Origin of the sequence: Pseudomonas sp. B21-015 (assembly GCF_024749285.1) — a bacterium.
Lineage (GTDB): Bacteria > Pseudomonadota > Gammaproteobacteria > Pseudomonadales > Pseudomonadaceae > Aquipseudomonas.
The window spans coordinates 4088944-4108530 of sequence record NZ_CP087196.1 but is presented as its reverse complement, the minus strand read 5'-3'; the positions used below and the strand labels follow the sequence as shown (position 1 = coordinate 4108530).

Below are 19587 nucleotides of genomic sequence, written 5' to 3'. Positions count from 1 at the left end.
GCGGATGGGAGTACCGTCTGCGCCTTAGAAGGGCACCTCTGGTGGACCTGTGAGTAGGGCAAACGCTCGAAAACGGTGCGGCAGAGAGGCTAGAAAGCGAATCCAGTAGTGTGCGCAGGGCCAAATGCCCAGCCTGCTACGCCAACCTAATTCTGGCGCCGTTTGCCCACATGCCAAAAACCAGTGCCACGCTGCTGATAATCGATGATGACGAGGTAGTGCGCGCGAGCCTCGCGGCCTACTTGGAAGACAGTGGTTTCAGTGTCCTGCAGGCCAGCAATGGCCAGCAGGGTCTTCAGGTATTCGAGCAAAACAAGCCCGACTTGGTCATCTGCGATCTGCGCATGCCACAGATGGGCGGACTCGAACTCATTCGCCAGGTCACCGAGCTGTCGCCACAAACCCCGGTGATCGTGGTTTCGGGCGCCGGCGTGATGAACGACGCCGTCGAAGCCCTGCGCCTGGGCGCGGCGGACTACCTGATCAAGCCTCTCGAAGATCTGGCCGTGCTCGAGCACTCCGTGCGCCGGGCCCTGGATCGTGCGCGTCTGCTGCTGGAAAACCAGCGCTACCGCGAGAAGCTGGAAAAGGCCAACCGCGAGCTCGAAGCCAGCCTGAACCTGCTCCAGGAAGACCAGAACGCCGGTCGCCAGGTGCAGATGAACATGCTGCCGGTCAGCCCCTGGAGCATCAACGAGTTCCAGTTTGCCCACCAGATCATCCCGTCACTGTACCTGTCGGGCGATTTCGTCGACTACTTTCGGGTCGACGAGCGACGGGTAGCCTTCTATTTGGCAGACGTTTCCGGTCATGGCGCCTCTTCAGCCTTCGTCACTGTGCTGCTGAAATTCATGACCACGCGCTTGCTGTTCGAATCCAAGCGCAATGGCACATTGCCGGAATTCAAGCCTTCAGAAGTCCTTGGTCATATCAACCGGGGCCTGATCAGTTGTAAGCTGGGCAAACACGTCACAATGGTCGGTGGAGTCATCGACGAGGAGACAGGTTTGTTGACCTATAGCATCGGCGGTCATCTGCCGTTGCCTGTGTTGTACACGCCAGACAGTGTTCGTTACCTGGAAGGGCGCGGTCTGCCGGTGGGCCTCTTCAATGAAGCCACCTACGAAGACCACGTACTGGAATTGCCACCAGTGTTCAGCCTGACGCTGATGTCTGATGGCATTTTGGACCTTTTGCCAGAACCCACACTCAAAGATAAAGAAGCTGCCTTGCCTCAACGGGTTAAGGCGGCGGGCGGCAGCCTGGATGGTCTGCGCCAGGTTTTCGGATTGGCCACGCTAGGGGAGATGCCGGATGATATCGCCCTGTTGGTGTTGAGCAGGAATCTTTAATGAGTACCGGTAGAATCCAGTTCGCCGAGCAGGACGGCACCTTCGTCCTGAAGTTCGTCGGTGAAGTTCGCCTGACCCTGTGTTCGGCGTTGGATGCGACTATTGAGCGGATCTTCACCGCGTTGAATTTCAACGCCATCGTGATCGACCTGACCGAAACCCGCAGCATCGACAGCACCACCCTGGGGCTGCTGGCCAAACTGTCGATCCTGTCGCGGCAAAAGGTCGGCCTGCTGCCGACCGTCGTCACCACCCACGAAGACATCACCCGTCTGCTGCAGTCCATGGGCTTCGAGCAAGTGTTCAACATCGTTGACCGCCCGATTCCATGCCCTGAATGCCTGACCGACCTTCCAGACCAGGACCAGTCTGAAGAAGTGGTGCGGATCAAAGTCCTCGAAGCGCACAAAATCCTCATGGGCCTGAACGACTCCAATCGTGAGGCGTTTCATGACCTGGTGAATGCGCTGGAGCGGCATTGATCCTTTGAAGTGATGGAGGGTCGCTCTGCCCCCATCGCGAGCAGGCTCGCTTCCACACCAATCTCAGCCATACCATAAATCCTGTGGGAGATTCTATGGTTGAGGGGAAGCCCTCAACCGGCTTTTGGTTGGTATTCGCTCTGCCCTTTCAGCAGAGCGAATACGATCCGAGCAAGCTTGCGAGCCAGTATCACCAGCGCCTGAGTGGTGCTGAAGCCCCGAGCTCTTTGCTCTTCGTAAAAGCCTTTCCAGGCAGGCGTACGGCTGGCCGACATGGCTGCATTGTGCAAAAGCCGGCGGGCTTCCGGGTCACCTCGCTTGGTCAGACTCCGACGACCATCCTTTTGTCCTGACTTCGACACGCGCAGATCCATTCCCAGGAAGGCAATAAAGGCATCCGCGTTTCTGAAGTCGCCCCGCTGAAACGCCGTGAGCAAGCGGGCTCCGGTCAAAAATCCAATGCCTTCAACTTTCACGCAACGCTTCAACTGACCGAGCAAGCCGGCTTCCTTCAGATGATTATTAATCGTCTTTTCGACCAGCGCCTCAAGCTGCTGCATGGATTTCACTTGCTCGGCAAAAGCTGTCTTCAACAGTGGCTCATTCGCCCAGCTTTGCACCAGGCCGACCCGCGCCTGAACCAAGGCTGCGCGACGACGGAAGAGGCTCAGGAGCTGGCGGTACAGCGGTGATGGCGGGGTCCATGGATGAAGATCATCACCTTCGTTCTTCAGATAGCGAGCGAGCAGCCTGGCATCCAGCGCGTCGGTTTTGGCACGGACATTCACCCCTTTGCGGTAATGGCTGAGCTCATAGCCACCCACCATGTAAATCGTGCAGCCGGCCTCATAGGCCAGATCAGCGAACTCCAGGTGATAGATATTGGTCGATTCAATAGCTACCGCGACTGTCCCTGGCAAGGCCTTCAACCACGTCTTGATGGCTGCTTTGTTGTTGGGAATCTCTTCAAGCAGGTCAAGTTCGGCGCGATAGATCACCAGTTCGTTCTTGGCGACATCCACGCCTACGATCGGCTGTGTGACAGAAACCGGCATTGCCATTGTATTTCCTCCGGGATATGGTTTTGAACACTTGAAGGGCTCACTCAGAGGCGCAGGCTTGTTCCTATCGTCGGTCTAGCCAGATGCATTCTTTATCGGCGCTTGGGTGAAAGGAGGAGGGGCGAAATCTCCCACGGATCTGTACTGCGTCAACAGTCAGAATCGGGCTTTGTCCCTCCTCCTCCCTTCAAGTCCTACCATACAAGCGGGCTTGCCCGCGAAGGCGTCCGTACACCCACCACGGCCGCCAGCGCGAAGCCAACCCAATCCTCACTACCAAACGCGCACAAAAAAGGGCGAACCCGCTAAGGTTCGCCCTTTTTGACACTACAAACTAGATCACAGCTTGGCCTGCAACAACGCCTCAAGCTTCTCCTGATCCCGAGCGAACTGACGAATCCCCTCAGCCAGCTTCTCGGTCGCCATGGCATCCTCGTTGGACAGCCAGCGGAACTGCGCTTCATTCAAGCTCAGACGCGCCTCACCGGCATGCCCCGGCGCCAATTTACGCTCCAGCTTGCCAGTATCCGCCGCCAGCTTCTCCAGCAGATCCGGGCTGATGGTCAACCGATCACAACCGGCCAACTGCTCGATCTGATTCAGATTACGGAAGCTCGCGCCCATGACCACCGTCTTGTAGTCATTGGCCTTGTAGTAGTTGTAGATGCGCGTCACCGACTGCACGCCCGGATCACCCGCGCCGGTGTAGTCGTTGCCGTTGGCCTTCTTGTACCAATCGTAGATACGACCCACGAACGGCGAAATCAGGAAAACCCCGGCGTCAGCACACGCCGCCGCCTGAGCGAAAGAGAACAGCAAGGTCAGGTTGGTCTGGATACCTTCTTTTTCCAGCTTCTCGGCAGCGCGGATACCTTCCCAGGTGGAAGCGATCTTGATCAGCACACGGTCACGGCCAACGCCGGCCTTTTCGTACAGGTCGATCAGACGGTGCGCGCGCTTCAATACGGCGTCAGTGTCGAACGACAGGCGTGCATCCACCTCAGTGGAAATACGGCCAGGAATCACTTTCAGAATCTCTTGCCCCACCGCAACGCCAAAACGGTCACTGGCCAGGCCCACATCGCCCTTGCAGTCACTGACGCAAGCGTTCAGCAACTCGGCATAACCCGGAATGGCCGCCGCTTTGAGCAGCAGGGAAGGGTTGGTGGTAGCGTCCACGGGTTTAACGCGAGCGATAGCTTCGAAGTCGCCGGTGTCGGCAACCACGGTGGTCATTTGTTTGAGTTGTTCCAGCTTGGAAGTCATGGGCGTGCTCTGTCCTATGGGTCTAATGACATTACCCGAGCGCTGACAGCCACTCAAGGGTGCATGTACGTATCGATGGCCCCAGCGGCAACATCCTGAAAATGGATGTTTGAAAGGTGGGGCGTGGTGTTGGTAGATACGATGCTGAAATGGGGGGCAGGTTCAAAGCAACTGACCATTAACGCCCTTCCAACAACTCCGCCGCCTGATCCAGCAACGCCAAAGGCTCTTTAGCCTTGTGAATATCCACCGACAACAACTGCCGAAACTTCCGCGCCCCCGGAAACCCGGTGCCCAACCCCAGCACATGCCGAGTGATGTGGTGCATCGCGCCACCCGCCAGCAAATGCTCGGCGATATAAGGCCGCAACTGCGCCAGCGCCTCCGCCCGGCTGATCACCGGCGCCGTGCTGCCGAACAACTGCTGATCCACCTCAGCCATCACATAAGGGTTGTGATACGCCTCACGGCCCAGCATCACACCGTCAAACGTCTGCAGATGCTCGTGACAAGCCTCCAGCGTCTTGATCCCGCCGTTGAGGATAATCTCCAACTCCGGAAAGTCCGCCTTCAACCGCGCCGCCACGTCATAGCGCAAGGGCGGAATGTCGCGGTTCTCCTTCGGCGACAACCCCTCCAGAATCGCAATCCGCGCATGCACCGTAAAACTCGTGCACCCGGCATCCCGAACCGTGCCGACGAAATCACACAACTGCTCGTAACTGTCCCGCCCGTTAATCCCGATCCGATGTTTCACCGTCACCGGAATCGACACCGCATCCCGCATCGCCTTCACACAATCGGCCACCAACTGCGGATGCCCCATCAGGCACGCACCGATCATATTGTTCTGCACCCGATCACTCGGGCAGCCGACGTTCAGGTTTACCTCGTCGTAGCCGTGATCCTGGGCCATGCGTGCGCAGGCGGCCAGGTCCAATGGAACGCTGCCGCCGAGCTGGAGAGCTAGCGGGTGTTCGGCTTCGTTGTGACGCAGGAAACGGTCATGGTCGCCGTTGAGGAGCGCGCCGGTGGTGACCATTTCGGTGTAGAGGAGGGCGTGTTTGGAGAGTAGGCGTAGGAAAAAGCGGCAGTGGCGGTCGGTCCAATCCATCATCGGCGCAACACTGAACCGTCTAGATAGCGCAGGGCTTGAGTTTGCTGGTCTGGAGTGGGTGTTATGTACCATTTTGCTCTACGTGTTTTCAGCGTGTTTTAGGGTGTTTTCGGGCGTTTTTTAAGTATCGGTGGTACGATGTACCACTTCAAAACTGACGCGTACCACTTTCGACATGGCGACTATCAGGGCAAGAAAACTGGCGGATGGGACTGTGAGTTACACGGCTCAGATCCGCATCAAGCGCAACGGAATGCAAGTCTACCAAGAGAGCCAGACCTTCGCCCGAAAACAGGCGGCTCAGGCTTGGGCGCGAAAGCGCGGTGCGGAGTTGGATGAGCCGGGAGCAATTGAGCGGGCGAACCGAACGGGCATCACAGTCAAGGACATGATCACCCGCTACCTGGATGAAATGGAGAAAGCCCGGCCGTTGGGGAAAACCAAGAAGGCCACGTTGAACGCCATTGCGGAAACAGACTTTGGTAAGTTGGTTGACTCTGAACTGAACAGTCAGCAGTTGGTGGACTACGCACTTTGGCGTATGAGTAAAGAAGGTGGCGGGGTGCAGCCTCAGACTGCCGGCAATGATCTTGCCCACCTTGGTGCAGTGTTATCAATTGCCCGGCCCGCGTGGGGGTATCAAGTTGATCCGCATGCAATGGGTGATGCACGTAAGGTACTGCGCAAACTCGGTTACAACATGAAGAGCCGGGAGCGGGATCGTCGTCCGTCGTTGGTTGAGCTGGAAAAGATACTGGGTTACTACGAGGAAATGCAGGGGCGTCGGCGTAGTTCGATCAATATGCTCAAGGTTGTGGGTTTCGCAATCTTTTCCACGCGGCGACTCGATGAGATCACGCGCATTCGCTGGGCTGATATTGATGAGGCCGGTCAGCGGGTAATGGTCCGGGATATGAAGAATCCTGGCCAGAAGATCGGCAACGATGTTTGGTGTTACTTGCCGGATGAGGCGTGGAAGATACTTCAGACAATGCCCAAAGCTGGCGACGATATATTCCCGTATAGCCCTGAGTCTATTTCTACGTCCTGGGCGAAAGCCTGCAAGTTTTCAAATATTGAAGACTTGCACTTCCACGATCTGAGGCACGACGGTGTTAGTCGTTTGTTTGAAATGGACTGGGATATTCCACGTGTAGCGAGTGTTTCAGGACACCGAGACTGGAACTCGCTGAGGCGCTATACCCATCTGCGTGGCAGAGGGGATCGATACGCTGGCTGGGAGTGGCATGACAAGATATTGAAGGCGCCCGTGCAACTGGGCGCCGCATCAATGAAGTGGCTTAAGAGGCGCGTTTTAAGCCGTTGAGCTGGTTGCATTCCTTGACTGCGGCTTCCCGTTGCAAGTCGAGGTAGGCCGCCAGGTCTGTGATGTGGATGCCTTTGGCGCTTTTCTGGCTGGGCTCCAAGCGAGTGATCGGGATTTTTATCTGGCCGGCCAGCACCTTGCGCTGGAACATTTCGGTGGTTAGGTGAGTGAAGTAGTCCTTGCACACCTGGTCCAGAGGGATGATGGCCCGGCCATTGTATTGCGCCATCAGGATGAAGGCTGTGTTCATGGATTGATTTCCTTGGCACGCCGCTCGATGCCTTCGTCCTGGCGCTGCTTGCTGCATTTCTGATGGTTGCCATGTGCCCGCGACTTGTTGCATTTGTCGCAGATGGTTTGTAAATCAAGGGGCGGCATTTGGCCGCGTCGGAGTCGGACTGTTCGACGAAGGGCTGTCATGCGGCCTCCTTCAGCACTTCCGCTTGCCGCCATGGATCATTCGCCCGGGCTAGCGCCGCCATCGGCGGGGGACTGACACTGTTGCCGCACATGTGGACCTGTTGAGTCTTAGTGAACGGCTTGCCGTCGGCGCCGTAGCTGATGATGTAGTCGGCCGGGAAGCCCTGAGCCTTGTACAGCTCGGCCGGTTGCAGCATGCGCAAGCAGATGTCGACGATCACGTATGGCGTACCTTTGATCGTCACGGTGACCAGTGCCAGGCGATCCTTGGTGGTGATCGTTGGTGCTGGCACACCGGCGCCGCTCACGTTCTCGGTGCCGTAGTAGCTGATCAGGAAGGCCGCGACCCGCAGCGCGCCTTCTTCATGCTCTGGGGAGAGCGTGTACTGGATTAGTGCGTGGTGTTCAGCACCGGCAGTCATTGTCGGTACTGGCTCTTCCATCCCGCGGCCGATGCAGTTTTTACGCAGTGTTGCCAGGTTCGCTGTTACCAGCTGCTGTTGGCTGCCGGTGTTGGTCACGGTAGTCATCGGGGCGGTGATGCTCTTGGCGTAGGTGGCGTTGAAGCCACCATTCATCTGGGCCATGAATATTGTCGAGATACCCATTGCGTGGGCCGCCCCGGCCGGACGCTGGTAGTTGCCGCCGCTGGTGATGGTCGGCAGCGGCTCGTTTAGCGCTTTCCCCTCATCAGCAAACCGGAACTTCACCAGGTGAGCAGCGGCCACGCCGTATTTTCCACCGGAAGCCATTATGGTGCCGAGCGGTTCGTGCTGATCGGCAGTGCGTGGGGCAGATCCTGGTTTGTCACCATTGCCCAGTTGTACAAGCGTGGCAGTTGAAAGTGTCAGTTCGCCGCGGTTAGCGCAGGTGACAGTTGGCAGAGGCTCGCTTGGGTCGTTGATCCGATCGCTGCCCTGGTGCGTGGCAGGCGCGATGATCGGGCTGGCCACTGCGAACGAACCGCCGCGTGGCCAAGAGGTCACGGTGCGCAGTGGATCGTGGGCTGACTGCACGCTTTCGCCAGACCAGTTCGCGATCGGTACGATGAATGGGTCCGCGGCATCAATGACGAACTTCTTCATGCCCTTGGCGATCCGGCGCAGGGTAGCTGGTGCCAGAGGCTTTGGTCGGTCGAAAATACTTTTGCTCGGGATCGTCCAGTCAATGCACTCGGCGGCGGTGCGCCATTTCTGCTGGCCCTTCACTGGGTGCTTCGCATGGGTTGGGGCAGGCCAGACGATCGGCTGCCCGTCGCAGCGAGCAATCATGAACAGGCGTTCACGGCTGGTCGGTGCGCCGAAGTCGCAGGCCTTCAATACTCGCCACTCAACGGCGTAGCCCAGACGCTGAAGTTCGGCAACGAACACGGCCCAAGTCTGGCCGCGTCGCGTCGGGTTTGGCACCAGAAACTGCTGGTGGACCGGAACCACCTCACCAGGTGCAGCGACGCCGCCGCCCAACTTCACGACGCGGCCCGTGGCTTTGCAGCGTTTCGCGATCAGCGGTCCCCACTGAAGGATCTGTTTCACGTTCTCCAAGCTGATGACGCGGGGCTTCTTCTTGCCTGCCCACTTGAGGCCGATCCACGACAGGTTGCGAATCTCCCGCTTGCGCGGTTGGCCGCCAGCGGCCTGGCTGTGGTGCGTGCAGTCTGGTGACATATGAAACCAGCCAACAGCGTTGCCGCCGCACTCGGTATCCGGATCGCCGTCGAACACGTCGGTGGTGTAGTGCACAGCGCCCGGGTGATTCACCGTGTGCATGCTGATAGCTTGAGCGCTGTGGTTCTTCGCGACATTCACCGCGCGGCCCAGTCCCATTTCCAGACCGGTACCGGCGCCCCCGCCACCACAGAAAAAGTCGACAACGATTTCTTCGTCCTGAGCACTGAAGCCAAGTCCGTATTGGGTTTTGAAGTCGAAGGGGTGTTTTTTAAAGGAGGTCATTAGTTGATCTCCTGGCTATCAGCTTTCTTGCAATACAGCGGATCAGCACCAATGAACACTTCTTCGGGAGCTTCAGGCCACTGGTCCCGAATTGTGTCGAAGTCGCCTTCGTTCCAGCATCGAAGGAACTCCATGCCGTCGTGATCGCTGGATGTGTTGTCCAGTGCGAAAGCAATTGCAGCAGTGGAGGGATCTGGTGGTGGAAGTGGGAGAGCATTCACTGCGGCTTCGGCTTCGGCGAACCAATCGGCGGCGCCGGGGTTTTCTTCTTTTAGTATCAGTACGCCTTCGGCGAGTATCCATGCGAGGTTGTCCAGCTGCTGCAGAATTGCTTCGTTCTCGGGCTGGGCTGTGGGATATGCCAGAGCATGATCGAGAGCCACCCGAAACCCTGCGGCATTGCGGTGTCCACCACCACCGTACTGTTTGGCAACCTCGGACACGTCCATGCCGGCGTCTGTGCTGCGCAGGCTAAAGCTTCGGCCATCAGGAGTATCGAAGTAAGAGGCGGCGAAGAGTTCGCCTTCAGCCATAACAGCCCCGGCATCGCTCGCAAACATGAATGGAAGGTTTGCGACAGGTACGTCGTGGCCGCCGATGAGCATGCGGCGTTTGGTGGCGTGCACCAGGTCGGCTACGGTCTTTTGATGCTGGCGATTGATGGCCACACCGTCGAGGCGCAGTGCGTTGATGTCATCGGCGAAGAGACGGTCCCAAATCGCGAAGTCCTGCGGGTAACTGAACAGGTCCGCCATGATCTCGCGGGTGCCGCGCAGTTTGAATTGCCAAAGATCGCGGTCTTCAATGTGGTTGATCAGCTGCGGGCGCGGCTGGCCGGGGAAGAAGAAGTCCCAAGTGAGGCCGGCACCGCTACGGGTCATGTCGAAATGCTGTCCGATATGAGGTGCGTTGCAGATTAAGCATTCGGCCTTACATTCGCGGTTGAACTGTTCATAGTTCTCGCCAGCGGCAAACACCCCTTTAAGGTCTTCTTGCGCCGTTTTGTGATGATCGAGGATCAGCACCGATGCAGCTTGGTCAGCGATTTCGACAAGCGTTTCGTAGGGATACGAGAAGTCGACGATGATCACGTTTTTATCCGCTACATCGGGCGGTTGTTGGCCGTACGTGGCTGCGTGGAATTCGATATCGGCGCCCAAGGCCTTGCGAACAACCCAGGCAGCGCCGAACCCGTCAGCGCAGTTGCCGTGATAGATGCAGAGAGTGATTTTATTTTGGTCGCTCATGCTGCGTTCTCCGCGGGCAGTTGGCCGAGTTCGATAGCCTGACGTTTCATGTCCAATTCATAGGCTTCGCGCAGTGCATCGCGCAGATGGTTGTAGCCTTCGAGGTCAGAGTTGTGGGGGAAACTGATCGAGCTTAGCTCGGGCTCTGCGTAGAAGCTGCCGCGCTTGTCCAGCCATTCAATGAGCTGAGTATCCAGAGGCTGCGCGTTGAGGCTGTTCGCCATTTCCACGGTGTGAAAGACGCGGTGCTCCAAGGCGCGGGAGATCTTGATCAGTTGTTTGGCTCTCGCCTGGGTGGATTCGGTGCCTTTCAGTGCCTTCCAGGTCTGAAGCGCGAGTGCCAGGAACTTGGTGATCTCCGTCAAATTGCGATAGTCGGTCGATATGAAGACAGTCGCCTTGATGCCGTTCAATCGCCTCCGCAGATTGGTCAGTTCCTGGGCTTCTTGGTTGCGGAGTTGTGTGATGGTGGCCAGGTCACTATTCAGTGCGGTGATTCGCAGACTATGCAGCCCGTTGCGCTCGGCCAGTCCGGCTTCATAGCTGCGAGCCATTGCCCGAAGAATGAGCTTGCGGATGTAATACCCCAACAAGGCCAGGCCGAAGGCCATTCCGATGAAGATGATCGTGTTCTGTGCGTGCATGTGCTGTGCTCCGGTAGAGCCCGCCGCCGGGATTCTTGGTGAGAGGCCGGCGGCGGGGTGTTGCTTGGGGTTTAGTTACAGGGTGGCTTCGTACAGCGGTACTTCGCCTATGGTGCTTTGGATCTTCTGGCGAACGGCGTTGTAGGCCTCCTCAAGCACCTTGTCAGGGCGCACCAGCTCGAACCACATTTGCAGGCGGCCTTCCAGAATGCGGTAGCGGAAGCGGGCAGGGACGCAGAACGCGTCGCCACCAAGGAACGGTTTCACGGCAATGAAGAATTGTTCAGGGATGCTGAGCTGGCCAGCTTCACCGGCGCGGCCGTCGATTTCTTCGTTGTAAGTCAGCTGCACCTGGCCGTTGTCCAGGCGAGTGCCTTGGCGGAAGCTAATGTTCTTCTTAGCTTCGAGGGTTCGACTGATCTCCAGCATGTCTGCGGAGTTCGGTGCCTGCGGCAGGTCGGCGGGGCTGGTGATGTCTTTGATGTTCTCTTCGATAAATTCCGCGAATTCAGCTTGGCTCATGCGCTTGCGATCCCCGGCCTTCCATCGACCCCACTCGATGCTGATCGGGCAGCAGTATTCGGCTTTGTGCTGACCCCACGCCGGCGTTTCAGGTTGGTGGTAGTCCAGCACGGCGGTGAAGGTGCGGCCGTCTGGGCCATTGCAGAACACTGCGGCTGCCGGGCTAGCAAAGCGGTTTACGTACGCGATGAAGGTGTCAGCATCGAGGACAGTGATGCCCTGGCGGATGCGCGTCGGTGCTGGCAGCAGGCCTTCCAGGTCTTGCAGCTTCACGCCGGCTGGAATCAAGGCGTATGGCGCGGACAGGGCGGCATGATCGACTGGCTTGCCGATGGTCTGCGCGAGGGTGACCAGTTGCTGTAGGGCTTCTTGCATTGGATGTGCTCCATTGGGTGATGCTGTGGTGAGAGGTTTTGAAGTCAGAAGTTATTGACTGACGTGGCGCAATTTGTCGGGCGCGTGCTCTTCGCTGACGGTGCGCAGCGGCAAGTCTTGTTGGCGTGGGTCGCGGCGGGTCAGGTTGCCTTCGGGCGTCAGGAAGAACAGCGATGTGCCGCGAGACAGGATCGGTTCTTTCGCTTTGACGTCGGCCTTGATTGTCATCTGGCCGCTGCCGTCAGGCTTATAAATCAGCTTGATGTTCAGCTCTCCGCTCTTGCCGGTCTGGCGGATAGCATCGATCAGGCTGTGTTGGGTTTCGCTGAGTTCATCGAGTAGACCTCCGGCCTCGATATCCCGTAGCGTGTCGATGAAGGGACGTGCTTTGCTCATGTGCTGTGCCTCATTGCGTGCTGGTTGTTTGCCCCTGGACGGCAGGGGCTACCGGTGGATTAGGCTGCTTGCTTGGCCGCTTGGGCATCTAGGTAGGCGGCCAGGTCGTGCAGGTACACAACTGCTGTGCCTTTATTCCCTGCTCCGCCTAGGCGGGTCACTTTCAACTGAATCCGCCCGGCGCTGATGCGGCGTAGTAGGTAGCGATCGCTAGATATGTGGGAGAAGTAACGCTCGCGGATGGCCGATAGCGTTGGGCATGGTGTCGCCCATTCCTTTCGCAGTTGGTCAATGGTGTCGCTCACGCCGCGTCCTCCCCGAACCCCTCCGATCGGGGCACCAACTTGAGGCGGATCAGTTCGGCGAGGCCTTCTTTGCTCTTGCCCATGGCCGCAGCGCAGATCTGGCCTTTTTCGTCAGCGACGACGGCGCCGAACGGATACTCCGGTGAGTTGGTTGGGGTGACGTAGGCCGTCTGGCCTTCTTGAATCACGTCGTTCACGCAGCGAAAGACCTCAGCTAGCTCCACTGTGCGGCAAGGGATACTGTCCAACAGGTCAATGGCTTCGCTTGCGGCGCCGATAAGCGTGGCGCGGCTTACCACCCCTGGGCTGTCCAGATAGATTGGAATCAGTCGTAGAGCGCCGAGAGCTTGGGTGTAGGCATTGAAGTAGTTGGTTTTCATGCGGCGGCGTCCTTGTGCGTGATGGCGATGCCAAGTTTCTTTGCCAGCCATTGCACGCCAGCCTCTGTGACCATCACCACGGCATAGTGCTTATAGCGGTTGGTGGTTCCGATCTGGACGCTGCGCGGGTCTGAAAACAGATTGCCGCCGCCACGGTGATGGCTGGCCAGGTCGCCGCTTTGCGTCAGCACGCGAAGCTCACGCAGTTGCTCGCGGAACTTCCGGGGTTTGAGGCCGAGCACGGCGGCCGTTTCGTCCAGGGTGCGGTTCATAGCGCGGTCCTCAGGCTGCGTGGCTTTCGAAGCGAGCGGTCAGGGCCGTGAAGAACTCATCAAGCTGGCCGAACAGATCGTCGAGTGCGCCGTCGTTGTGCAACACCAGATCATTGTCCTGAATGCCAACGCCCGATTCGCTCACGTGTGGGTTCACCTCGGCTGCGTCAGGGCGAATGATGTGGAGAACGATCCCGCCGCGCTGGCGGACAAAGTCGGCTTCGTTCTCGAATCGTAGGTCGCTGATCACGAAGCCAGTGGCGTTGTCGTGGGTCTGGCCGAGGAATTCGAGATTTTGTTCGGCCAGTAGAAGCCAGAGCTCCGGGTGAACCATGTTGCGGCCCCAGTCAGTCCCGAGGGACTGCATAAGCTCTCGCGGGGAACGTCCCAGCCAATCAATCGGTTGCTCTTTGCGGGCGCCGTCGAAATCGCATGGGCTCAGGTTGAGGATGTTCATCAGTCCGTCGCGGAGCGGATCGGCAAATGCATATGTCTGAAAGCCGTGAATGTTCGCCAAGTGATTGGCTGCGGTGGTTTTGCCAGAGCGAGCGAGGCCGGCGAGGCCGATCAAGAGCTGCTTCATGCTGCGTCACCTCCCCATGGGGAAGTGTCCGAAGTGCCGATGAGCTGGGCAGGGGAGGTTTTGCTGCGCGCATTAGTGATGACCAGCAGTCCGGTGGTCTGCTGAATGGCGATTACTGCTGCGCGATTGGAGGCTGCTGCCGGGTGCAGGTAGACGGGGCAGCGGGTGTTGCTGTGCTGTGTGGTTTGCATGTCTCGTACTCTTGGTGAGAGGGGTACGAGGCAAAATTAGCAATAGCTAAATAAATTAGCAATAGCAGATGCTAATTTACTTTGATTCAGCCCAAAAAAAACCCGCTGGATGCGGGTTTCAATCAAGAGGGACGATCAATATTTGATTTTGCTCGGTGGAACAATCCCGCCAACATAATGAATCTGCTCAATCTCATTACGGGGGATTGTCAGGCGGCCATAGCCGTCGTTTACGGCCATTAGGCTGACCTCCTCGTGATTCTCATACAAAAGCTCTTTCACCATGCACTCGCCGTTCACGCGTCGAACCATCACATATTCACCAGGTATTAGGTTGTGATTTGGTTCGCACCAAACGACCCAGCCATTCCGGATGGCTGGTGCCATTGACTCGCCTTTAACTCTTAATGAGTAGGCGCCAGGATCTGCGGTAGGGACGTCAATCCAGCCATCTGTTGCTTCTAGAGCTTCCCAATATCCACTTGGACCCAACTGCGCTGTACCTCGAATGGTGGCTCGACGAAAGGGCCTAGTGAACTCTGGACCCGGGTGCAGATTGGAGTCTGTTGGTGCGTCAATGGAGAGCGATGGCATGACCAACGTGCCGGCAGTTAAGCCAATTTTCTGCTCCAGAGTCTTCGCTGCTTTCTCCCCCATAGGCCTATGGCCATTCAAGAGTTGGGAAATGTAAGAAGCATCGAGATCATGCTTATCGGCGAATTCTTTGGCTTTCAGGTTGCCAATCAGGCGCCTCAAAGCTTCCACGCGGAGTTCATTGATATTCATCCCTGAATTTTTACGCCCATTTAGCACTTAGTAAATTACAGATTGCTATTGCTCTGATGTTTAGCAATTGCTAATCTTGTCGTATGACAGGAGACGGCTATGACCTTGCACGACTACATCAAAGCTTTAGATAAGAATGCGCTTGATGCGTTTGCTGCCCGCTGTCTCACATCCGCAGGGCAGCTGAGACAAGTCGCATATGGAAACCGAAGGGCTAGCGTCGCGTTGGCTGTTTGTATCGAACGTGAGAGTCAAGGTGTTGTTACCTGTGAGCAGCTTCGCCCAGACATAGATTGGGCATATTTGAGAGGCTCAAAGGGTGCATAAAAGTGCTGAGCTGGGGCCTCTCACCATAAGAATCCCCCAGCCCAGCAGTGGCGATACGCAGCACACACCATAACGCCACATGAAACACCTGCCTGGAACCTCTCACCAAAGAAACACCAGGCCGGAAGTAACGAGCTACACGTACATGCAAGTCGCTACATAGCGCGTCGGCCCAGGACCTCTCACCATAAGATCCCCTGGGCCGACTGGAACGATGAACCGTGCTGCACAGCACGATTCGCACAGCACATCGGTCGTGGTCGTAGAATAGAGCGTGTTTGGCTCTACGGCCACACCGTAAACAGGGGATTTACGGTTATGAGTCGCACAGATCTTTTGCCGGGCGCCGGCCCGGTCCTTTCGCTGCGCAAAGCCCTTTACCGGGCAGGCCATGATTATCGGGGCGGTGTAACTGCTCTGGCGCTGGACATGGTCATCGATTACGACACTCTCCAGAAGAAACTAAAGCACGACGAAGAGCGCCGGTGGCTTGATCCTGATGAGCTGGAGGAGGTGATACGCCTGACGGCAAATCCCTTGTTGCTGGATGCCCTGATGCGGCCCGCTGGCATGGTCTGGTACAAGCCGGAAGCGGCGGCGCCGACCAAGGAAGCTTTGCTGGCGGTCAGCAAGGTGCTACACCAGACCGGCCTGTTTGTTTCCAGCATGCACGAAGGTGCCGCCGACAACGTCTGGGAGCCGCGCGAAGTTGAATGCCTGGAGAAGCACGGCAACGACGTAATCCGTGCGGTGTTGGGCATCATGGCCGGGGCCAGGGAAGCGATGGAGGCCCGCCAAGATGACTGATGTTATCGATATCGCCAACGACCAGGCCGAGTACTTCCTACAGGTGGCGTTGGATCGCCGTCAGCGCCCAACGTGCGCCGTCAGCGCCCAAATCTGTGAGGATTGCGACGAACCTATCCCGTTACTTCGTCAACAGACGATCCAGGGTTGTGCGACCTGCGTCAGTTGTCAGGGGTTGCGGGAGCGGCGCAGATGAGTGATCACGACAATCGATTGCCTACTGCTGATTGGGCTCAGTTCTACATCGACACATTTGGTTTGGCGCTCGTCCCGATAGAGCCCGGTGAGAAGGGTCCGAAGGGGAAGGGGTGGAACAAGCCCGGTGGCTACTTCACGGAGTCGGCGAAAGCTGCCAAGTTCTGGGAAAAGAAGCCCCAGCACAACCTCGGCGTCGTTTTGGGGCCGAGCCGCATCTGCTCTCTAGATGTCGATGATGTTCAGTGGACTCGGCACGTGCTGTATGACCTGCTGGAAATTGACCTTGATGCAATGGCTCTGGTGTTTCCGACTGTAGTTGGAAACCCGGCTCGCTTCCGCATTATGTTCCGCGTTCCTGATGGTGTTGAGTTGAGCCGGGTTGCACTTGCGTGGCCCAATGAAAAAGACCCTGATGGTTCGATCCACAAGGCTCTGACCGCAAAGGCCAAAGCTGCCAAGGACGCTGGTGATGCAGTAGGTGAGGCCGAGGCGCGTGCGGAGGCCGATGAGTATCAGCGCATAACTGTGTTCGAATTGCGTGGTGGGCTGGTGCAAGACGTATTGCCACCATCTATTCACCCAGGTACTGGCAAGCCCTACACCTGGCGCACGCCTCCGAGCTCTGTTGATGGCTTGCCGGTGCTTGCGCCTGAGTTGCTGAAGATTTGGAATAACTGGGACATCTTCAAACGCGATGCTGAGGCCGCGTGCCCATGGGCACCCAAACCGAAGACACCTCCGGCGAAAGTCATCAAACGTCCGCCGCCCGCCGCAGGCAAGCCGTCGGTTATTGATGAATTCAATCGCAGCCACGACGTTGAAGAGCTGTTGCGTGCGCACGACTACATCAAGCGCGGCAGTAAGTGGTTGTATCCGCACAGTAGCACTGGAATGCCGGGTGTAACGGTCAGCGATGACGGTAAGGTTTATTCACACCATGGTGCTGATCCGCTCGCGAACGGGCATCAGAACGATGCGTTCGAGGTGTTCTGTTTGTTGCAGCATGGTGGTGATCAGTCGCGAGCGGTAAAGGACGCGGCGCGATTGCTGGGTATGCAGCATTCTTCGCGCCCGGATCCGCGTGATCTTCCCCCGTCCCCATCTTGTGACCCGAGCGAGCCGGGCTCTGTGCCCGACGGCACCAGCGAGGCCGCTCCGGCTCCTGATGGGGGGACGGGGGACGCATTAACGTTTGAACACATCCTTCGGCGATTTGCACTGGTGGAGGGCACCACGCATGTGTGGGACTTTGACCAGTCGCGGGTGATGAAGAAGTCGGCATTTGAGGCGCGTGTCGGTAAGCCCCTGGCAAAGCAGTGGTTGGAAGACACCGAACGCCGCAAGCTGATTTCCGATGACCATGTGCGCGATATCGAGCAATCGCGGCGGATGGCGGGCAAAAAGGGTGGTGCCTTCGGGATGCCGCCGACCGAGCGGTACGTCTACATCGATGGCACGAAAGACGTTTGGGATCGCGAGAAGAAGCGCCGCGTTGCCGAGGGTGCTGTGAAAATGGCCTTGGGTGACGCTTATGCGCTGTGGTTGAACAGCAGCGAGCGGCGCACTGTGGATGTGGACCATATCGTCTTCGATCCGACCATGACCAAGGATCCGGCGGTGTACATCAATACCTTTGATGGTCTGCCATTGGAGCCAGTCAGAGACGATGCGGCTTGTGCGAACCTGCGGTGGCTGATTTCGTTCCTGTGCAACCATGATGAAAACGCGGCGATCTGGTTGACTCGCTGGCTGGCCTATCCGCTCCAGCACCTCGGCGCCAAGATGGATACCGCGGTGCTGATGCACTCCAGCATGGAGGGATCGGGTAAGAGTCTGTTTTTCGCCGATACCTTGGGCAAGCTCTACGGCCAGTACGCCGCGACAGTCGGACAGACCCAGTTGGAGAGCAATTTCAACGCCTGGCAAAGCCGTAAGTTGTGGGCAGTTTTCGAAGAGGTGGTGAGTCGAGATCAGCGCTACAACCAGGTGGGCAAGATCAAGCACCTGGTCACGGGCAAAACGGTGCGGATGGAATCCAAGTTCATCAACGGCTGGGAGGAATCCAACCATATGAACGCGGTTTTCTTGAGCAACGAGATCATGCCGTGGCCGATCAGCGACAGCGACCGCCGAATGCTGGTGGTTTGGCCGCTCGAGACTTTGCCGGTCGATCGCCAGAAAGCCATAGGTCAGGAGTTGGAGCAGGGTGGAGTCGCGGCCCTGTATGGCTGGCTGTTGTCGGTTGATTTGGGTGACTTCAATCAGCGGACGCGCCCGCCATCAACTGACGCCCGTGAACGCCTGGTGGCCTTGAGTCGGGCCGGTTGGCAGACATTCCTGCACTTGTGGAAATACAGCGAGCTGGGTCAGGGGCTCTGGGGGCCGTGTCTTTCCACTGACCTTTACTCGCTGTTCCTGGAGTGGTGTCAGCGCAACAAAGAACACGTGATGAGTCAGACGAAGTTCTCGTTGTTCATCAATTCCGAAGTGGAAAAGACGCGTTCGATACCGTGGACAGATGGCAGTAATCGCAAGTTTGGTGCGTTCTTCTTTCCTGTTGATCAGGATGCTTCCCCGCCCCCATCACTGAAATCGGCCGAGCTTGGCGCGATGGTCGTCGCCTGGCGGGCAAAGGCGAAATTGGCAGGCTGGAATGTGGACAACTGGGACCACATCAAGGCGGCTGCCGCATGACTACGCCTAAAAGTGTGTTGGGTGTGTCGGGTGTGTGTCGGGTTGGTTTTTGCTACCCAACACAGTTTCAGGCCTTTATTTTCGCGGGTTTCCGGCTGTTGTGTTGGGTGTGTTGGGTTTGGCGTCGCGTGCGCGCATGCGTGACGTTATTTGCATTGAAAGCGATGGGTAGATTTTTTTCTTATGCGAGGACAGAAAAACCCAACAAACCCAACACACTCAACTCAAAGTTATTAAAGATATTGATTTTAAAGGGATTTATTTGTGTTGGGTTTGTGTTGGGTAGCTGGTTTTCTGTGTCGGGTTCGGTTTTTCGGGGGGCAGGACGATGATCGAGGAAATTGAAGAGCTGATGCAGCATTGGGCACGCCAGCACTGCCAGGTCGGCGACGGCGCTGGGCTGGGCAGCCCGATGGCAACAATCATGCAGTGGGGCGGTAGCGCGCCACGTGGTACGCCTGGGTCGCGTGATCTGTTGATGGCGGCGGGTGGTGGTATGGATCATGTTGCAACGGAAGTCGCTGCGGCCCTCGCACAACTTGAGCGGCAATCAGGGAAAGGGGCTCAGCTCGCAACCTTGGCTCGCAATCGCTACTTGCCTCAGCCTGCGTACTCTGTGCGGTCTCAGCTGCAATTGCTCGGACTTCGCGAGGACGCTGACCGGACGTACCGGAATTGGGTTCATCGTCTGCATCAGCAGGTGCAATTGATCCTTACTGTTCGTAGTGCCACGACCCGGGGACTTGATCGACGCAGTGGTGCGCTCGAAACTAACCTGACCCGAGCATCAACGAGCAGGCGCGCTCGGGCATGCTAGCTACCGTTCGTCGGGGTACTTTGTCGCATTGTGGTCGTATTGTGGTCGTATTCATGTCGTTTGTTGACC

General features: G+C 57.5%; 24 protein-coding genes. 8 read left to right on the top strand and 16 right to left on the bottom strand.

The genetic code is table 11. From position 1 onward, the window contains the following. Positions 1-170: 170 nt before the first annotated feature. Both rssB and rssC read left to right on the top strand, forming a co-directional pair. On the top strand, positions 171-1352 hold the full coding sequence (gene rssB / locus LOY38_RS18555) for a two-component system response regulator RssB (RefSeq protein WP_258696477.1): 1182 nt from the start codon (positions 171-173) through the stop codon (positions 1350-1352). Continuing rightward, positions 1352-1834, top strand: coding sequence for an anti-sigma factor antagonist RssC (gene rssC, locus LOY38_RS18550; protein WP_007935262.1), 483 nt, complete (start codon positions 1352-1354; stop codon positions 1832-1834). The genes rssB and rssC overlap by 1 nt, the downstream gene beginning before the upstream one ends. Before the next feature lie 113 nt (positions 1835-1947). On the opposite strand, the gene LOY38_RS18545 is transcribed toward rssC, so the two are convergent. From LOY38_RS18545 to dusA, 3 genes are all read right to left on the bottom strand, one after another. Continuing rightward, on the bottom strand, positions 1948-2895 hold the full coding sequence (locus LOY38_RS18545; protein WP_258696476.1) for a transposase: 948 nt from the start codon (positions 2893-2895) through the stop codon (positions 1948-1950). Between the two features lie 339 nt (positions 2896-3234). Further along, positions 3235-4161, bottom strand: coding sequence for a transaldolase (tal, locus tag LOY38_RS18540; protein WP_258696475.1), 927 nt, complete (start codon positions 4159-4161; stop codon positions 3235-3237). Between the two features lie 178 nt (positions 4162-4339). Next, complete coding sequence (gene dusA / locus LOY38_RS18535) at positions 4340-5350, bottom strand: tRNA dihydrouridine(20/20a) synthase DusA (protein WP_258696474.1); 1011 nt, start codon at positions 5348-5350, stop codon at positions 4340-4342. A 103-nt stretch (positions 5351-5453) separates the two neighbouring features. On the opposite strand from dusA, the gene LOY38_RS18530 reads away from it, so the two are divergent. Further along, the gene (locus LOY38_RS18530; RefSeq protein WP_258696473.1) at positions 5454-6605 is read left to right on the top strand and encodes a site-specific integrase; all 1152 of its coding nucleotides are present in this window, start codon (positions 5454-5456) and stop codon (positions 6603-6605) included. Here LOY38_RS18530 and LOY38_RS18525 read toward each other — a convergent pair. The 13 genes from LOY38_RS18525 to LOY38_RS18465 all read right to left on the bottom strand — a co-directional run bounded on the left by LOY38_RS18525 (position 6580) and on the right by LOY38_RS18465 (position 14675). Next, entirely contained in the window at positions 6580-6855 is a 276-nt protein-coding gene (locus tag LOY38_RS18525) for a pyocin activator PrtN family protein (RefSeq protein ID WP_154501318.1), read from the bottom strand. The two genes, LOY38_RS18530 and LOY38_RS18525, sit on opposite strands and share 26 nt — an antisense overlap. Beyond that, complete coding sequence (locus tag LOY38_RS18520; RefSeq protein ID WP_258696472.1) at positions 6852-7025, bottom strand: hypothetical protein; 174 nt, start codon at positions 7023-7025, stop codon at positions 6852-6854. Before LOY38_RS18520 ends, LOY38_RS18525 begins: the two co-directional genes overlap by 4 nt. After that, positions 7022-8974, bottom strand: coding sequence for a DNA cytosine methyltransferase (locus LOY38_RS18515; protein ID WP_258696471.1), 1953 nt, complete (start codon positions 8972-8974; stop codon positions 7022-7024). Before LOY38_RS18515 ends, LOY38_RS18520 begins: the two co-directional genes overlap by 4 nt. Further along, positions 8974-10221: a DHHA1 domain-containing protein gene (locus LOY38_RS18510; RefSeq protein ID WP_258696470.1), complete on the bottom strand. Its 1248-nt coding sequence runs from the start codon at positions 10219-10221 to the stop codon at positions 8974-8976. Before LOY38_RS18510 ends, LOY38_RS18515 begins: the two co-directional genes overlap by 1 nt. Further along, positions 10218-10865, bottom strand: coding sequence for a hypothetical protein (locus LOY38_RS18505; RefSeq protein WP_258696469.1), 648 nt, complete (start codon positions 10863-10865; stop codon positions 10218-10220). The genes LOY38_RS18510 and LOY38_RS18505 overlap by 4 nt, the downstream gene beginning before the upstream one ends. A gap of 75 nt (positions 10866-10940) precedes the next feature. Then, positions 10941-11762, bottom strand: coding sequence for a YfdQ family protein (locus LOY38_RS18500; RefSeq protein ID WP_258696468.1), 822 nt, complete (start codon positions 11760-11762; stop codon positions 10941-10943). Between the two features lie 51 nt (positions 11763-11813). After that, on the bottom strand, positions 11814-12158 hold the full coding sequence (locus LOY38_RS18495; protein WP_258696467.1) for a hypothetical protein: 345 nt from the start codon (positions 12156-12158) through the stop codon (positions 11814-11816). A gap of 59 nt (positions 12159-12217) precedes the next feature. After that, positions 12218-12463 (bottom strand): pyocin activator PrtN family protein, encoded by a 246-nt coding sequence (locus LOY38_RS18490; RefSeq protein ID WP_258696466.1) that lies wholly within the window; start codon positions 12461-12463, stop codon positions 12218-12220. Next, positions 12460-12843, bottom strand: coding sequence for a hypothetical protein (locus LOY38_RS18485; protein WP_258696465.1), 384 nt, complete (start codon positions 12841-12843; stop codon positions 12460-12462). The genes LOY38_RS18490 and LOY38_RS18485 overlap by 4 nt, the downstream gene beginning before the upstream one ends. Then, a complete protein-coding gene (locus tag LOY38_RS18480) occupies positions 12840-13115 on the bottom strand; it encodes a phage antirepressor KilAC domain-containing protein (RefSeq protein ID WP_258696464.1) in 276 nt (91 codons plus the stop codon). The genes LOY38_RS18485 and LOY38_RS18480 overlap by 4 nt, the downstream gene beginning before the upstream one ends. A gap of 10 nt (positions 13116-13125) precedes the next feature. Next, on the bottom strand, positions 13126-13698 hold the full coding sequence (locus LOY38_RS18475; RefSeq protein ID WP_258696463.1) for a deoxynucleotide monophosphate kinase: 573 nt from the start codon (positions 13696-13698) through the stop codon (positions 13126-13128). After that, positions 13695-13889, bottom strand: coding sequence for a hypothetical protein (locus tag LOY38_RS18470; RefSeq protein WP_258696462.1), 195 nt, complete (start codon positions 13887-13889; stop codon positions 13695-13697). The genes LOY38_RS18475 and LOY38_RS18470 overlap by 4 nt, the downstream gene beginning before the upstream one ends. Positions 13890-14024: 135 nt before the next feature. After that, on the bottom strand, positions 14025-14675 hold the full coding sequence (locus LOY38_RS18465) for a LexA family transcriptional regulator (RefSeq protein ID WP_258696461.1): 651 nt from the start codon (positions 14673-14675) through the stop codon (positions 14025-14027). A 99-nt stretch (positions 14676-14774) separates the two neighbouring features. Between LOY38_RS18465 and LOY38_RS18460 the strand changes: the two genes are divergently transcribed. The 5 genes from LOY38_RS18460 (at position 14775) to LOY38_RS18440 (ending at position 19518) form a co-directional block, all read left to right on the top strand. Then, complete coding sequence (locus LOY38_RS18460; protein ID WP_258696460.1) at positions 14775-15002, top strand: helix-turn-helix domain-containing protein; 228 nt, start codon at positions 14775-14777, stop codon at positions 15000-15002. 318 nt (positions 15003-15320) lie between these two features. Beyond that, positions 15321-15809 (top strand): phage regulatory CII family protein, encoded by a 489-nt coding sequence (locus LOY38_RS18455; protein ID WP_258696459.1) that lies wholly within the window; start codon positions 15321-15323, stop codon positions 15807-15809. Then, a complete protein-coding gene (locus LOY38_RS18450) occupies positions 15802-16005 on the top strand; it encodes a TraR/DksA C4-type zinc finger protein (RefSeq protein WP_258696458.1) in 204 nt (67 codons plus the stop codon). The genes LOY38_RS18455 and LOY38_RS18450 overlap by 8 nt, the downstream gene beginning before the upstream one ends. Further along, complete coding sequence (locus LOY38_RS18445) at positions 16002-18701, top strand: bifunctional DNA primase/polymerase (RefSeq protein WP_258696457.1); 2700 nt, start codon at positions 16002-16004, stop codon at positions 18699-18701. The genes LOY38_RS18450 and LOY38_RS18445 overlap by 4 nt, the downstream gene beginning before the upstream one ends. Positions 18702-19029: 328 nt before the next feature. Further along, complete coding sequence (locus tag LOY38_RS18440) at positions 19030-19518, top strand: hypothetical protein (RefSeq protein ID WP_258696456.1); 489 nt, start codon at positions 19030-19032, stop codon at positions 19516-19518. The last annotated feature ends 69 nt before the right edge of the window (positions 19519-19587 follow it).